Annotated in this window: 12 protein-coding genes; 3 read left to right on the top strand and 9 right to left on the bottom strand. The window is 50.4% G+C overall.

From position 1 onward, the window contains the following. Positions 1–579: 579 nt before the first annotated feature. Both ABD852_RS04680 and ABD852_RS04675 read right to left on the bottom strand, forming a co-directional pair. Positions 580–1350 (bottom strand): SDR family NAD(P)-dependent oxidoreductase, encoded by a 771-nt coding sequence (locus ABD852_RS04680; RefSeq protein WP_345026863.1) that lies wholly within the window; start codon positions 1348–1350, stop codon positions 580–582. A 110-nt stretch (positions 1351–1460) separates the two neighbouring features. Beyond that, complete coding sequence (locus tag ABD852_RS04675) at positions 1461–3179, bottom strand: IlvD/Edd family dehydratase (protein WP_345026862.1); 1719 nt, start codon at positions 3177–3179, stop codon at positions 1461–1463. 254 nt (positions 3180–3433) lie between these two features. On the opposite strand from ABD852_RS04675, the gene ABD852_RS04670 reads away from it, so the two are divergent. Continuing rightward, a complete protein-coding gene (locus tag ABD852_RS04670) occupies positions 3434–4702 on the top strand; it encodes a serine hydrolase (RefSeq protein WP_345026861.1) in 1269 nt (422 codons plus the stop codon). A gap of 19 nt (positions 4703–4721) precedes the next feature. On the opposite strand, the gene ABD852_RS04665 is transcribed toward ABD852_RS04670, so the two are convergent. Next, positions 4722–5111 (bottom strand): MerC domain-containing protein, encoded by a 390-nt coding sequence (locus ABD852_RS04665; RefSeq protein ID WP_345026860.1) that lies wholly within the window; start codon positions 5109–5111, stop codon positions 4722–4724. Positions 5112–5337: 226 nt separating this feature from the next. On the opposite strand from ABD852_RS04665, the gene mgrA reads away from it, so the two are divergent. Then, a complete protein-coding gene (mgrA, locus tag ABD852_RS04660; protein ID WP_345026859.1) occupies positions 5338–6369 on the top strand; it encodes an L-glyceraldehyde 3-phosphate reductase in 1032 nt (343 codons plus the stop codon). A gap of 125 nt (positions 6370–6494) precedes the next feature. Here mgrA and ABD852_RS04655 read toward each other — a convergent pair whose 3' ends face one another. Then, a complete protein-coding gene (locus ABD852_RS04655; RefSeq protein ID WP_345026858.1) occupies positions 6495–7154 on the bottom strand; it encodes a DUF937 domain-containing protein in 660 nt (219 codons plus the stop codon). A gap of 936 nt (positions 7155–8090) precedes the next feature. Here ABD852_RS04655 and ABD852_RS04650 point away from each other — a divergent pair. After that, on the top strand, positions 8091–8732 hold the full coding sequence (locus ABD852_RS04650; protein ID WP_345026857.1) for a response regulator transcription factor: 642 nt from the start codon (positions 8091–8093) through the stop codon (positions 8730–8732). Positions 8733–8870: 138 nt separating this feature from the next. Here the strand turns inward: ABD852_RS04650 and leuB are convergent, their stop codons facing one another. From leuB to ABD852_RS04625, 5 genes are all read right to left on the bottom strand, one after another. Continuing rightward, positions 8871–9944 (bottom strand): 3-isopropylmalate dehydrogenase, encoded by a 1074-nt coding sequence (gene leuB, locus ABD852_RS04645; protein WP_345026856.1) that lies wholly within the window; start codon positions 9942–9944, stop codon positions 8871–8873. Between the two features lie 47 nt (positions 9945–9991). Then, positions 9992–11533: an alpha-isopropylmalate synthase regulatory domain-containing protein gene (locus ABD852_RS04640; protein ID WP_345026855.1), complete on the bottom strand. Its 1542-nt coding sequence runs from the start codon at positions 11531–11533 to the stop codon at positions 9992–9994. Positions 11534–11595: 62 nt separating this feature from the next. Continuing rightward, the gene (gene leuD / locus ABD852_RS04635; RefSeq protein WP_345026854.1) at positions 11596–12192 is read right to left on the bottom strand and encodes a 3-isopropylmalate dehydratase small subunit; all 597 of its coding nucleotides are present in this window, start codon (positions 12190–12192) and stop codon (positions 11596–11598) included. A 44-nt stretch (positions 12193–12236) separates the two neighbouring features. After that, the gene (leuC, locus tag ABD852_RS04630; RefSeq protein WP_345026853.1) at positions 12237–13640 is read right to left on the bottom strand and encodes a 3-isopropylmalate dehydratase large subunit; all 1404 of its coding nucleotides are present in this window, start codon (positions 13638–13640) and stop codon (positions 12237–12239) included. A gap of 212 nt (positions 13641–13852) precedes the next feature. Then, positions 13853–14701: an AraC family transcriptional regulator gene (locus ABD852_RS04625; RefSeq protein ID WP_345026852.1), complete on the bottom strand. Its 849-nt coding sequence runs from the start codon at positions 14699–14701 to the stop codon at positions 13853–13855. Positions 14702–14725 lie beyond the last annotated feature (24 nt).

Below are 14725 nucleotides of genomic sequence, written 5' to 3'. Positions count from 1 at the left end.
TCCGTTTGTAAACCCTGATCTTCACGACCTGAAAAACCGAAGCCTCTCAAATCAACCAGGCAAACAGATCTGTTATATGAGCTTTTGTACTTGTATGACTCTTATTTCTGTCTTTCCCAACACGTCAAAGAACTTTTTGCCTTTTTGTCTTTACTATCGCTTCCGGTTTCTAATTTAAAGCCTGATCTCTCAATCAAAACCCCTTCAAAACCCACGACCCCAAAACCTTTCGGCAAGTGCTTAAGAACTCGTTTGTTCTTAAAATTTTATCCCCCTCTACCACCTCGCTTCCTTTTTTCTAAACCCGATTCGTTCAACCGGGATGCAAAGGTGGCAGATCAGTTCGTATTATCCAAATGTCAACACAGAAATATTTTTGATTTATCATGCAAAAAAAACGTATCGCACCCACGTCCCGCTGATTCCTAGCGATTTATGGGTGCGCTTAGGTTTGAAAAAAAATTGAAAATATTTTCGTCCTATTTTTCTCCGACTGTCAAAACACCCAAAAACACCGCTGAAAAAGTTTTGACCGAATATTCCACTTGAGAAGGGTAAATTTCAAAATATTAGAAAAATTCAATTTTCTGGCGGATTGGGACTAACCGATGTCCACCCTCCGTCTACCACCAGGAACTGCCCCGTAACATGTTTGGCTCCCGGCGACAGAAAATACAGCACCGCTTCGGCGATATCGGCACAGGTAGCAGGCCTTCCCAAGGGAGTAATCTCCGACCAGACCGACACATAGGCCGGATCTTCGAGCGTTCTTTCGGTCAGGGTAGCTCCGGGCGCAACGGTATTTACCGTTATCTGGTGAGGGGACAGCTCTATCACCAGGCTTTTGGCGAGCATCTCCAGGGCGGCTTTGGTCATTCCATAGGCTGCGAGCCCCCGGTGGGCCTGGTGGCCCGTTACCGAAGACATAAAAAGGATGCGCCCGCCCCCGCCCTGCTTTACCATCTGGCGGGCCGCCTGCTGGGCCAGCATGAAGCTCCCGAATAGATTTAGCTGGAGAACTTTCCGGAGATCATCCGCCTTATAGTCAAGGAAACTCCCGAAAAGGGTAATGCCGGCATTTGCCACAAGGGAATCAACCCGACCGTAGGCGCTCACCGCCGCGGCCACCAGCTCTTCTATAAAAACCAGATCCGAGACATCCCCGGGTACCGCCATACAGGTTCCACCAGACACATTGATCGCTTTGGCGGCATCAGCAGCAAGCCGCTCATCCAGGTCATTCAGCACTACCCGCGTACCCGCCTCACCCAGTCTTCTTGCAATTTCAAAACCAATACCCTGGCCCGCACCGGTGACGATCGCCACCGGTGTATTGTTGTTGTTTCTCATGGTTGTAAAATGAGGTTTGAGGTGTGAGGTTTGAGGTGTAAGTTGTGAAACGTGAGGGGTGCGGCAATAGCAACCGGCTCATTCCTCACCCCTCAAACCTCACACCTATTTCAATGTGAATCCCTGGTAACTACATCACCGGAACCGCCTCTGAGGAAATTAAGGTCTGCGCCGAGGTGCGCCTGGTTTACTTCTTTTATATAGAGGTTCACGTAACCGCGGTCATAGCCGAGATCGGGCGCTTTCCATTCGGCCCTCCGCGCGGCCAGCTCTTCGTCCGAAACTTCCAGGTGCAGTCTGCGCGCCGCTACATCCAATTCAATATAATCTCCGTCTTTCACCAGCGCCAGGACGCCGCCCTCGGCTGCTTCCGGAGAAACGTGCAAAACAACAGTACCGAATCCAGTACCGCTCATTCGCCCGTCCGAAATCCTGATCATATCATTGATTCCTTTGTCGAGGACCTTTTTCGGAAGCCCCATGTTTCCAACCTCCGGCATGCCCGGGTACCCTTTCGGCCCTACCATTTTTAATACGAGAATGCTGTTTTCGTCTACTTCCAGGTCCGGATCTTCAATTTTCTTCTTATAATGATCAATGTCCTCGAATACAACGGCACGCCCCCTGTGCTTCATCAGTTCCGGCTTGAGTGACGCCGAAGGCTTGATAACTGCGCCGTTCTGGCAGAGGTTGCCTTTCAATACCGCGAGACCGGTAAGGTTTTTCACCGGTTTCTCAAGTGTTCCGATTACGTCCGCATCATAACAAACGGCATTTTTGCAGTTCTCGCCTACCGTCTTGCCATTTACGGTAATGGCTTCACTGTTCAGCTTGCCGATGAGCTCTTTTTGGATAACGGGTACACCGCCTGCATAAAAGAAATCTTCCATAAAATACTTACCGGAGGGCTGCAGGTTTGCCAGGAGCGGTATGTCGGCAGAAAGACGGTCAAAGTCTTCGATGTCCAGCTTCACGCCCATCCGGCCTGCTATGGCCAACAAGTGGATCACCAGGTTGGTGGATCCGCCGATAGCCGCATTTACCTTGATGGCATTTTCAAAAGCCTCGCGCACCAGCACTTTCGACATCCGGAGGTCCTCCTTTACCATTTCCACAATACGCCGTCCGGATAAATGGGCCAATACTTTCCGCCTCGAATCGGCCGCCGGTATGGCGGCATTTTCCGGCAGGGTAAGTCCCAGCGATTCTACCATCGTTGCCATGGTAGAGGCTGTGCCCATTACCGCGCAGTGACCGTTGCTCCGGCTCATGCAGGCTTCTGCCTCCGTCAGCTCTGCCTGTGTCATTTCCCCTTTTCTGAAAGCCTCGCTGAATCGCCAGATATCGCTGGTAGCAATACTGCGCCCCTGGAACCTGCCGGTCAACATCGGTCCGCCGGAAACGGCGATAGTAGGAATATTAACGCTGGCCGCGCCCATTACCAGGGAAGGAGTGGTTTTATCGCAGCCGCAAAGCAGCACCACGCCATCCATCGGGTTCGCGCGGATCGATTCTTCCACATCCATACTCGCCAGGTTGCGGTACAGCATCGCAGTCGGTTTGATCAGGGTTTCGCCGAGCGACATCACCGGGAAATCAAGCGGGAATCCACCTGCCTCCCAAACCCCTCTTTTGACCACCTCCGCCAATTCCCTGAAGTGCCCGTTACAAGGCGTAAAACCGGAATAAGTATTACAAATCCCGATTACAGGCCGCCCGTCGAATTCATCGGCCGGATACCCCTGGTTCTTCATCCAGGACCGGTAAATGAACCCGTCTTTCCCCTCCTTCCCAAACCAACCTCTGCTTCTAAGTTTTTTTTCAGACATAATATTTAACTAAATGACAATGTGATGCTGTATAAAAGGGAGATACTGATTAACATGCTGCAATATGTTTGAAAGGTACTCAAACCGGCCAATAAAAAATGGCCCCGCCCGCACCTCTTTGCTCACCGCTCGCAGCTTTAATACAGACGAAAGTAGATTTTAATGCTATTTTAAGCATCTGTTCTGTTTTTTTTTATCGCAGAATAGTAAATTACCTCAGATGTCTGAAATGCAATACGCTGTTCGTATCAATTATGCTGATTCCTAAATCATGTGCCCGTAGCTTTCTTTGCCTGTTTGCCGGACTCCTGATGCATACGCATGACGGCAGCTCCCAACCTTCCAATGATCATTTTATCCAAAAACTGCTGAAAAAGCACCCCGACCGGTTCGGAAAGTTTCTCAGCCGACCGGAAGCCTACGGGATTCAGATCATCTATACGAAAATTGACTACGGTAACAACGGCAGGCGAAACTTTTCGGACTATCATTACGGGGACACCCAGAACCGGTATTTTTACCCGGCAAGCTCCATCAAGCTGGCCGCAGCAGTACTTGCACTGGAAAAACTGAACCAGCTCGCCATTCCGGGGCTCGACCGAAACACTACCATGCTGGTGCTTTCCGACCGGCCGGCTCAAACCGAAGCACTCCTCGACAGCACCTCCGGAAACGGGCTGCCTTCTGTCGGGCATTATATCAGGAAGCTGCTACTCGCCAGCGACAATGATGCCTACAACCGCTTGTATGAGTTCCTGGGTCAATCCTATTTTAATGAAACAATGCTTGCGAAAGGCTATAAAGGCTTTCGGGCTACCCACCGGTTGGAAGCGGGGATGAACTACGAGGAAAACCGGTATACCAACCCGGTCAGGTTTGTAAGAGATAACAAAGTAGTGTATGAACAGAAAGGAGCGTACAGCGACAAAGACTATGCCGCCGGCACGCCGGTTTATATAGGAAAGGGTTATGTTGAAGGCGGACGCGTGGTTAATTCACCCATGGATTTTGCAAAAAAGAATGCATTCCCCCTGATGGACCAGCAAATCTTTCTCCGGAACCTGATGTTCCCGGGTGAGGCTCCGCCCCATCAGAAATTCAACCTGGCTGAAGACGACTATCGATTCCTTTACCAATATATGTCGCAGCTTCCGATTGAAACGACTTTCCCTGAAGCCTATCACGAAACCATGGACGACGCTGCGGTAAAATTTCTTCTTTTTGGAAAAACCACCAAACGGATTCCGCGCCAGATCAGGAGTTTTAACAAGATTGGCGAAGCTTACGGCTACCTGGTTGACAATGCCTTTATTGCTGATTTTGAAAAAGGAGTAGAATTTCTCCTGAGCGCCGTGATTTACTGCAACGAAGACGGAGTTCTGAACGACGACCGGTATGAATATGACCCGGTCGGCTACCAATTCATGGCTGATCTGGGTAAAACCATCCTCGAATATGAATTGGCCAGGAAACGGCGGGAACGGCCTGACCTCGAAAGATTTGAGGTCGAGTATGACAAATAGGCGTTACGCCTTTGTACGATCAGTGCTTGTGAACGCGCCTGCAGAGATAAAGATTCAGGGAATGCCCTACAATCAGGAGAAAAGAACCGAAATAGCCGAGGTAATGAAACACTTCGTTGCTTTCCTCCAGCAGAAGTGAAGCTGCAAAAACGGCAAATGCCCCCCAAAGAAAACGGTTAAGCCACGTAGAATGGCCGTTACGTGTGGCATAATAAACCGCCACACCATTGATCAGGATAAAAACAAAACCGAGCAGGTGCATTCCTTCCGACAGCGTATCTTTAAAAAATACCGATGAACTTAATGCCAGAAGCGGTGTCGCAATACAATGTATGATGCAAAGTACCGAACCGGTTATACCCACATAATCGGCATTACTATGATTTTCCGAGTGCTGCGCTTTTATCATGCAGCAAAAGTAACAGCTTTTCTCAACAGTTGCAACAGCGTTGCAGAAAAAGAAAAAACCGGGCAAAAAAACTTACTTTGCTGTTGGGGGGGAGGTTGGAGGTCGGAAATCAGCCCTGTTTATTCCGAGCGCTGCCCGTCCGACCCCGTTTTCCGATGTCCGATTTCTGATTTCCGATGTCCGACTTCCGACTTCCGACTTCCCCCTTCCACTCAACCCCAACAAAATGAACTGGACTTCAAACCCCGAAAGATATAGCCGGATGCCCTACCGGCGCTGCGGACAGAGCGGCCTGCAGCTGCCGGCGGTTTCGCTTGGCTTGTGGCACAACTTTGGCGACGACGTGGCGCACCAAACCAAGCAGGCCATTTGCCGGACTGCTTTTGACCTGGGTGTGACGCACTTTGACCTGGCCAATAATTACGGGCCGCCTCCCGGAAGCGCAGAAAAGGCCTTCGGCAGAATCTTGTCGGAAGATTTTAAAGCGCACCGCGACGAGCTGGTTATCTCTACCAAGGCAGGTTACAACATGTGGCCCGGCCCCTATGGAGAATGGGGCAGCCGTAAATACCTGGTCTCGAGCTGCGACCAGTCGCTGAAGCGGCTAAAAGTTGACTACGTCGATATTTTCTATTCACACCGTTTTGACCCGGATACACCGTTGGAGGAAACGATGGGCGCGCTCGACTATATTGTCCGTTCGGGAAGGGCGCTGTATGCGGGTATCTCGTCTTACAATGCCAAACGAACGTCGGAAGCGCTCGCTATTCTCAAAAATCTTGGGACGCCCTGCCTGATCCACCAGCCCTCCTATTCCATGCTGAACCGATGGATTGAAGATGACGGCCTCCTGGACGTGCTGGAGGACTCAGGTGTGGGAACGATCATTTTTTCGCCGCTCGCCCAGGGAATGCTGACCGACAAGTACCTGAAGGAGATACCGCAGGGAAGCCGGGCCGCTCAATCAAAATCCTTGAACCCCGCTTTCTTAACCCCTGAAAACCTGCAGCGAATTGCGGCGTTGAATGTAATTGCCGGCAAACGGGGCCAAACCCTGGCACAAATGGCAATTTCCTGGGCGCTGCGCGACCGGCGGGTTACGTCCGCTCTGATCGGGGCCAGCTCCGCTCAACAGGTGAGAGACAGTGTGGGCGCGATTGAAAACCTGGAGTTTTCGGAAGATGAGCTGCGCCGCATTGACGAACACGCCTTGGATGGCGGGTTGAATATCTGGAAAGAATCGGCAGAAATTATTTAATATCAACCACCCCGGCAGGTGCCGGGGTGGTTGAATTGTGGCAGTAATAAGTTAACCCAGAGAGAAAAGGCGCCGAGGGGGGGCCGTTACCGGCCGCCTTTTCTTTAATTCCGGGTCATGTGCTATTACCTGCCAAATAATCCTGCGAGGGAGTCCAGCACGTTTCCACGCTGTCCCTGGCTGTTTTGCTGATTAAAAAACTCTCCTGCCAGGTCTGCCAAAGCGCCCATTCCGTCGTTACCAGCCGGCTCAGCCTGTTGTCCACCACCTAGCACACTGCTTAACAGCCCGCCGATAAGGCCGCCTGCGCCGGCCTGCTGACCACCGCCTCCGAGCAAACCGCCAATCAGGTCGGCAACACCACCGCCCTGCGACTGGCTCTGTTTCTGCTGTCCCAGGTAACCCATTACTACCGGGGCCAATACGGAAAGCACGCTACCGATCTGGCCGGCGGACAGTCCTGACTGCTCAGAAAGATTTTGGGTGACATAGCCGGTGTTGTTACCGAAGATATGCCCTACAATTTTGTTGCCGTCGTCCGTTGCGCCTCCGCCCAGAAGCCCTGCAAGGTTGTCAAAAATTCCACCGGAGTGCTGGTCCAACGCCCGGTCTATACTTTCGCCCTGATTTTTATTCCTGGCGTTGTAGTTAAGAGCCGCAATCATAAGGGGAACAGCCGCCGAGACTACCCATTTTGCCTTGCTTTCATCTATATTAAGCATTCTGGCCACAGATGAGGTGATGGAAGAGCCGATTCCGCCGGATATAAGGTCTGAGATATTCATTTTTTTGATGTTAAAGATTTTTTATTGAAGACGTATACTTCAAATAAAAGTCACCATAAAAACGAGTGATTACAAAAGAATGGCTAAAAGTTTTGGGTGGAAGAGTGTCTCGCTCCGGAAAAACCGCTGCTCAGCCCCAACCATAGAAGTAATCTATAGAATGAACAAAACAATTTGTCGTATTCGCTCCATACGTGAATACACAAATCCGCTTTCATGTATCGTCAGAAAGTGCAAACTAATTTACACAATAAAACTACGGCCAAGGGAAAGCTTGTAGATCCCGGGACAGCAAACACCGGGCTTCTCATGAAATAATTATAAGTTCAGAAAGATTTACCACTTTTTTTTCTGAAAACACTAGATATAATTCTATATTTATGTCAAAAAGATCTACGTTTGCTTTTGCACGTAATACGCTTCGAATATTTATTGCTATGAATAAACCTACCTGAGATAGGATATCCGCTCTCCGGGGTGTGTAAAAAAAGACGCTTCGGGTGGTCCGGCGCCTGCCGCTAAAAGAACCGGAAGCGCAGGATAAAATGCCGGATACCTTGAAATTCTTTAAGCCATTTACTCAAACCACCTATTATTTGCTCAATATCAACTAGTTATATAGAAAAACTTCGTATAAAAAAAACAGACCGTAAAATTTGTCCCACTCTTTAGAAACATTTTTCATACCCGACAATTGAAAAACCTCGACACCTTTGCTACCTACCGGACGCACATCGGTGGAGCTTGAAGCGTGTCGCAGAAAATTCAGTCCCGAAAGGTTCGCAGCATGCATGTCCGCAGACCTGGTCGCGGCACGTCAATATTCCATTCTCGCCGATCCGCTCAGGTGACGGACAAACTAAACTGTGGGTTTAACCGGGTCTCGCACACCCGACCAAATTGAAATGACGCTGTGAAACGGAAAAAATTACTACTATGAAAACTATATTGCTTTATGACAGTCAACCGGTATTCGTTGCCGGCCTGTCTTACCTGATCCGAAAGTCTCATCCTGAAGTTAAGATATATGAAGCCGGCTCGATGAGTGACCTGAACCATCTGCTGGCGCGCGATGTGGCCACCACTGCGGTAGTGGGTATTCGGTCTTACGCCGAGGGGATAGAAGTATTCCGGGAGATACCGAAAAAGATGGTCGTCCAGGTGATCTACGACAACTTCACGGACGTCATCAAGTTGAAAGCTACGATTGGCACAATCGGCGGATTGATTGAGCGCAAGACCGGCACTGAAGAACTCCTGAAATGTTTCGACGCCTTTCTCCTCGAAGGGAAGGGTTATTGCGCGGTTACAGTGAACCACCTGCTTCAAAAATTCTCCAAACCGGAGTCGATCCGGGAAGCGGAGGGCGTTAAACCGACGGTCAGTCCCTTCTCTTTTCGCCTGACCAGGCGCGAAACCGAGATCAAAGATTTGCTGGTAAAAGGAAAAAGAATTACGGACATCGCCGATGCCCTCCAGCTGAAGCCGAGTACAGTCAGCACCATCAAAAGAAAATTATTCAAGAAAATGGAAGTCACGAACCTGATCCAACTGGTCCACCGGGCTGCAAGCGTCTGATCCGTTACTTCTGACCAAAACAACGGGGGACCGTTATTGCTCCCGGCACACACTATAAGCGGGCGCAGGCCTGAAAAAAGGCCGGGCTGGTTGAGGTAACCTCGACCAGCCCGGCCTTTTTTCAAACGCTGCAAAAAATTAGCCGAGGCGCTTCAAAAGCTCCTGGCCGGCAGTTTCGGTATTCAGAATTTTGTCGGCCGGAGTCGTAGCATCCGCGATATCACGTGTGCGGAAGCCGTCTTTCAGAAGCTGATCTACGGCCGCAATTATCGTGTCTGCTTCCTCCTTCAGTCCGAAAGAAATATCAAGCAGCAAGGCGGCCGAGAGTACGGACGCGAGCGGGTTGGCTACCCCCTTCCCGGTAATGTCGTGCGCAGAACCATGAATTGGCTCGTATACGCCCGTGCTGTCGCCTACGGAAGCCGAGGCCAGCATTCCCATTGAGCCGGCTATCTGACTGGCTTCGTCTGTCAGGATATCCCCGAAAAGATTGGCGGTTACTACCACATCAAACCGGCGCGGATCTTTGATCAGCATCATCGCAGCAGCATCTACAAACTGGTGCTCCACCTCTACATCAGGATACTCAGGCGCTATTTTCTGCACCACCTCACGCCACAATCTACTGGTTTCCAAAACATTGGCCTTGTCAACCGAGCAAAGTTTTTTTCTCCGGGTACGGGCCGCCTCAAACGCTTTTCGCGCGATCCGCTCCACTTCGAACCGGCTGTATTCTGCCAGGTCGTAGGCAGTGTCGCCGTCGTTTTTCCGGCCTTTTTCTCCAAAATAGATATCTCCAGTAAGCTCGCGGAAGAAGAGGATGTCGGAACCTTTCAATATTTCAGGCTTGATAGAAGAGGCGCCGAGCAATTCATCAAACAATTTAATCGGTCGCAGGTTGGCATACAGTCCTAGCTCCTTTCTCATTTTAAGCAACCCCTGTTCCGGTCTTACTTTCGCGCTCGGGTCATTATCGTATTTGGGGTGCCCCACGGCGCCGAACAAAACCGCATCGGACGCCTTCATCTTGGCAAGGGTTTCTTCCGGCAACGGGTTACCGGTGGCCTCGATGGCCGCATGGCCGATCAGCGCTTCGTCATAAGTAAATTCGTGCCCGAATTTAGAAGCGATCCGTTCCAGTACTTTCTTTCCAACTGCGGTAACTTCCTGCCCGATTCCATCACCGGGCACAACGAGAATATGCTTTTTCATTAAGTTATTTTATTGATAATCAATAGTTTTAGACTTTTCTACTATTGCTACTGTCCCACTTCGTCATGAACGTGAATGAGGTTGAGCATTTTTTGGGTAGCCATTATGGCCGATACGGTCTGATCAGAGTCCAGCCCCCTGGTTTTCACATCGCGGCCGTTAATATCCCAGGTAATCACGGTTTCGCAAAGCGCGTCCGTTTTCCCGCCGGGGGGGATTCTAACGGTATAGTCGGTGAGCATCGGCACAGACAATCCTCTTTTCGAGTAGATTTTCTTCAACGCATTCATAAATGCATCGTACTGGCCATCGCCCTGGGCATTTTCCTCGAAAACTTCCTCCCCGAAGCGTATCTGTAGAGTAGCGGAAGGCTTCAGGCTTTTGGAACGCGTCAGCACATAATTCACGATAGAGACCTTCTCTTCAATAGCATTGCTATCCAGGATATCCGAAATGATATAAGGCAGGTCCTCCTGCGTCACCACTTCTTTTCTATCGCCGAGCTCGATAATGCGCTGCGTGACCTTTTTCAGATCGGCTTCGGAAAGCGTGATGCCCAGATCCCGGAGATTGTTCTCGATATTGGCTTTGCCCGACGTTTTCCCGAGGGCATACAGCCGCTGTCTTCCAAACCGCTCCGGCATGAGCTTACTGAAATACAGGTTATTCTTTTTGTCGCCGTCGGCGTGGATACCCGCTGTTTGCGTGAATACGTTTTCCCCGACAATGGGCTTGTTCGACGGGATCCTGACCCCGGAAAAGGTCTCCACCAATTTACTGACCCCATACAGCGACTTCTCATTCACTGCCGTTTCATATTGCGGCATAAAGTCGCGAATGGCCGCAATAGTACTGGCCAGCGGCGCATTCCCGGTCCGCTCGCCCATCCCGTTGACGGTAAGGTGCAAACCCTGAACCCCCGCTTTCAGCGCCTCCATTACGTTGGCTACGCTGAGGTCGTAATCATTGTGCGCATGAAAGTCGAATCGATGTCCCGGGTAGCGGTCTGTAATCGACTTTACGAAATCATAGGATTCCGACGGTGTGAGAACGCCCAGTGTATCGGGAAGCATGATGCGCCGGACCGGAAGCTTCACAAGGAAGTCGATGGCCTGGAAAACATATTCGGGAGAATTGCGCATGCCGTTGCTCCAGTCCTCCAGGTACACATTGCAGGTAATTCCGGCTGACTCGGCTGCTTCCACAACCTGCCTGATATCTTCAAAATGTGCTTCCGGCGTTTTGCGCAGTTGATGGGTCAGGTGATTCAGCGAACCCTTGGTAAGCAGATTCATCACCCGGGCGCCCGCCTCTTTCATCCAATTGATCGATGCCAGGCCGTCCACAAAGGTGAGCACCTCTATTTTATCCAGGAAGCCATTGGCATCTGCCCATTCCGTGATCTTTTTTACGGCCTGGAACTCTCCTTCGGAAACCCTGGCAGAAGCCACCTCGATCCGATCTACCTTCACCTCCTGAAGCAAAAGCTGGGCAATCGTCAGTTTCTCAGATGCGGAAAACGACACCCCGCTGGTTTGCTCACCATCACGAAGTGTCGTGTCCATTATTTCGATGTACCGGTTATTCATTCTTTTTTCGGCTAGCGCCCGGCGGCCGCGCAGATTACGCGGATCGACCGGGGCGCCTCCCATTAATACATTCGCTCGGTTTCAAATTTCCTGATGTCCTCCTTCATCGATTGGAGATAATCGATATCATCGAAGCCGTTCATGAGGTTGTGTTTTTTATAGCCGTTGATATCGAACGACTCGCTTTCTCCCGTCGCCAGGATGGTGATTTTCTGTTCCGGGAGGTTAACTTCCAGTTCTGTATCCGGATTAGCCTCGATGGCCAGGAAAATCTTATCCAGGAATTCAGGACTGATCTGCACCGGCAGAATGCCGATGTTAAGCGAATTACCTTTGAAGATATCGGCAAAGAAACTTGAAACCACGCAGCGGAAACCATAATCGTAAATGGCCCAGGCGGCATGTTCACGGCTTGAGCCGCTGCCGAAATTATGCCCTCCTACCAGGATTTTCCCGGAATAGATGGGGTTATTGAGCACGAAATCCTGCTTAGGACTATCGTCTCCATTGAAACGCCAGTCCCGGAAAAGGTTGTCGCCAAACCCTTCCCGTTTGGTCGCTTTCAGGAAACGCGCCGGGATGATCTGGTCTGTATCGACATTTTCGATCGGCAATGGTACAGCCGTACTCTTTAATACTGTGAATTTATCGTAAGCCATTGTTAGTCTTTTTTAATTGTGCCAGGCAGAATACCACTTCTTCTTTACATCAAATCCCGCGGGTCGGTCACCAAACCGGTCACGGCGGCGGCGGCGGCCACCAGCGGACTCGCAAGCAGGGTTCTGGCACCAGGCCCCTGCCTTCCTTCAAAGTTCCGGTTTGAAGTACTTACAGCGTATTTCCCGGCAGGAATTTTATCGTCATTCATCGCGAGGCAGGCAGAGCATCCCGGCTGACGAAGCTCGAAACCGGCTTCGGTAAGAATATCGTAAATACCTTCCTCCCTGATCTGGGCTTCGACAATGTGGGAGCCCGGAACGATCCATGCCGTCACATTATCCGCCTTTTTACGTCCCTTTACGATAGAAGCAAATGCTCTGAAATCCTCAATACGGCCATTCGTACAGCTTCCGATAAATACGTAGTCAACCTTTTTACCGATCATCTGTTCGTTTTCATGGAACCCCATGTATTGAAGCGACTTTTCGAAAGTAGCTTTGCCGCCTTCCACCTGGTCGGAAGTAGGAATCGCTTTTGAAATGCCCTGACCCATTCCCGGGTTGGTCCCGTAGGTGATCATCGGCTCTATATCAGCGGCGTCAAATGTGTATTCTTTGTCAAATACGGCTCCGTCATCCGTTTTCAGGGTTTTCCAATAAGCCAGCGCTTCGTCCCACTTCTCGCCCTTCGGCGCCTGATCTCGGCCGTTGATATAGTTGAAAGTGGTTTCATCAGGAGCGATCATCCCGCCGCGTGCCCCCATTTCAATACTCATGTTACAGACCGTCATCCTGCCTTCCATGCTCATGTTGCGGAAAACATCGCCGGCATACTCCACGAAATAGCCGGTGGCGCCTGCTGTAGTCAATTGCGAGATAATGTACAGGGTTACATCTTTGGGTGTCACCCCTTTGCCGAGCACACCGTTCACGTTCACCCGCATCTTTTTGGGTTTGGGCTGCATGATACACTGCGAAGAGAGCACCATTTCTACCTCCGAGGTTCCGATTCCGAACGCAATCGCACCGAATGCGCCGTGGGTGGAAGTATGGGAGTCGCCACAAACGATGGTCATCCCGGGAAGCGTAATCCCGTTTTCAGGCCCAACCACGTGTACGATACCGTTACGTGCATTTCCGAGGCCCCAGTGCGAAATACCGTATTTTGCGGAGTTCTCCTCCAGCGCTTTCAATTGATTCGCTGAAAGCGGGTCCTGAACGGGCAGGTGCTGGTTAATGGTCGGCGTGTTGTGATCAGCCGTAGCGAAGGTACGCTCCGGGTACATCACCCCGATGTTACGGGTTTCGAGACCGAGGAAGGCCACCGGGCTGGTTACTTCATGAATGAAATGCCGGTCAATGAAAAACACATCCGGCCCGTCCTGGATTTTGCGGACAACGTGCGCATCCCACACCTTGTCGAACAGCGTACTTGGTTGATTACTCATATACTGGTTAGATAAATTCAATTCGGTATCAGTTAACTATATCGCGCGGCAGTGGGCAAAGTACAATAAGCTACCGTATCGCTTTGATGGGTACAAATTACCGCATTAAAACGGAACCGGGCATAACGCTAAACGCCCAAAAAATAATGTTTTTGGTTTAATCGCATGCTATGGGCGAGAATAGGCATTTTCAAAATCCCGGGCAGCAAGCGCTAACCCTGTTTTTTTGGGGTCATGCCGTAGCGCTCCTTGTATGACTTGATGAAGTGAGAAACGCTTTCATATCCGATTTCGGCACTGATTTCCGAAACATTTTTCGTGCTGTTCCGCAGCAGGAAATCGGCGTAGTCAAGCCGCTTTTTTTTTAACCAGAGTGCGGGCGAGGTTTTAAATTCCTCCTGGAAATCGCGCTTGAAAGCCGAAAGGCTCCGGCCTGAAAGCCGCGCCAGTTCGGTCATTGTCAGAGGCTTGAGATAGTAGCTGTTCATGAGGAAGGTCAGATCCACTTTTTCTCCTTTGTAAAGGCTGTAAAGTATCGTTGCGAGCTGACCGGAACTGTCAAGCTCCAGCAGGTGCAGCAGCAGCTCCTGGAATTTGAGCCTCAGAAAATGATTTTTGAGATTGGTCCGGGACCTGAAATACGGGAAAACCGACTGAATAAACTTTTCAAAGTTGTCGTCTGACCGGAGCAGAAGTATGGGCGTCTCAAGAACGGTGGTTGATTCCTGCCGGTTGAAAAGCTCGGGGTGCAGTCCGACAAATTCTTTCAGCAGCTTTTCGTCGAAAAAAAATACGAGGCTTTTGTAGGCTTCGTTAATGGATTCGGACATGAGGTAAAAACCCCGCTGCACGAAAAGGATGTCCCCTTTTGTTACATGGGCCTCCTGGGTCGGGCTGGTGAATTTTTTCTCTCCCTCCAGCACGACGATTACAGCGTGTTCCTCAAAAAAGACGTCATATTTAGAAGGATACACTTCGTTGCGGTAGGCCACAAACGTCATGTCCTGAATCTTGAGGGATTCAAATTCTGAGGCGCTTATGTCGGACGGGACGCGTAGCAAATGCGGTGCATGAATGATTGAAGG

The organism is Ravibacter arvi (assembly GCF_039540405.1).
Taxonomy (GTDB): Bacteria; Bacteroidota; Bacteroidia; order Cytophagales; family Spirosomataceae; genus Ravibacter; species Ravibacter arvi.
The sequence above is the reverse complement of the archived record's forward strand: the minus strand, read 5'-3'. Positions and strand labels throughout refer to the sequence as shown.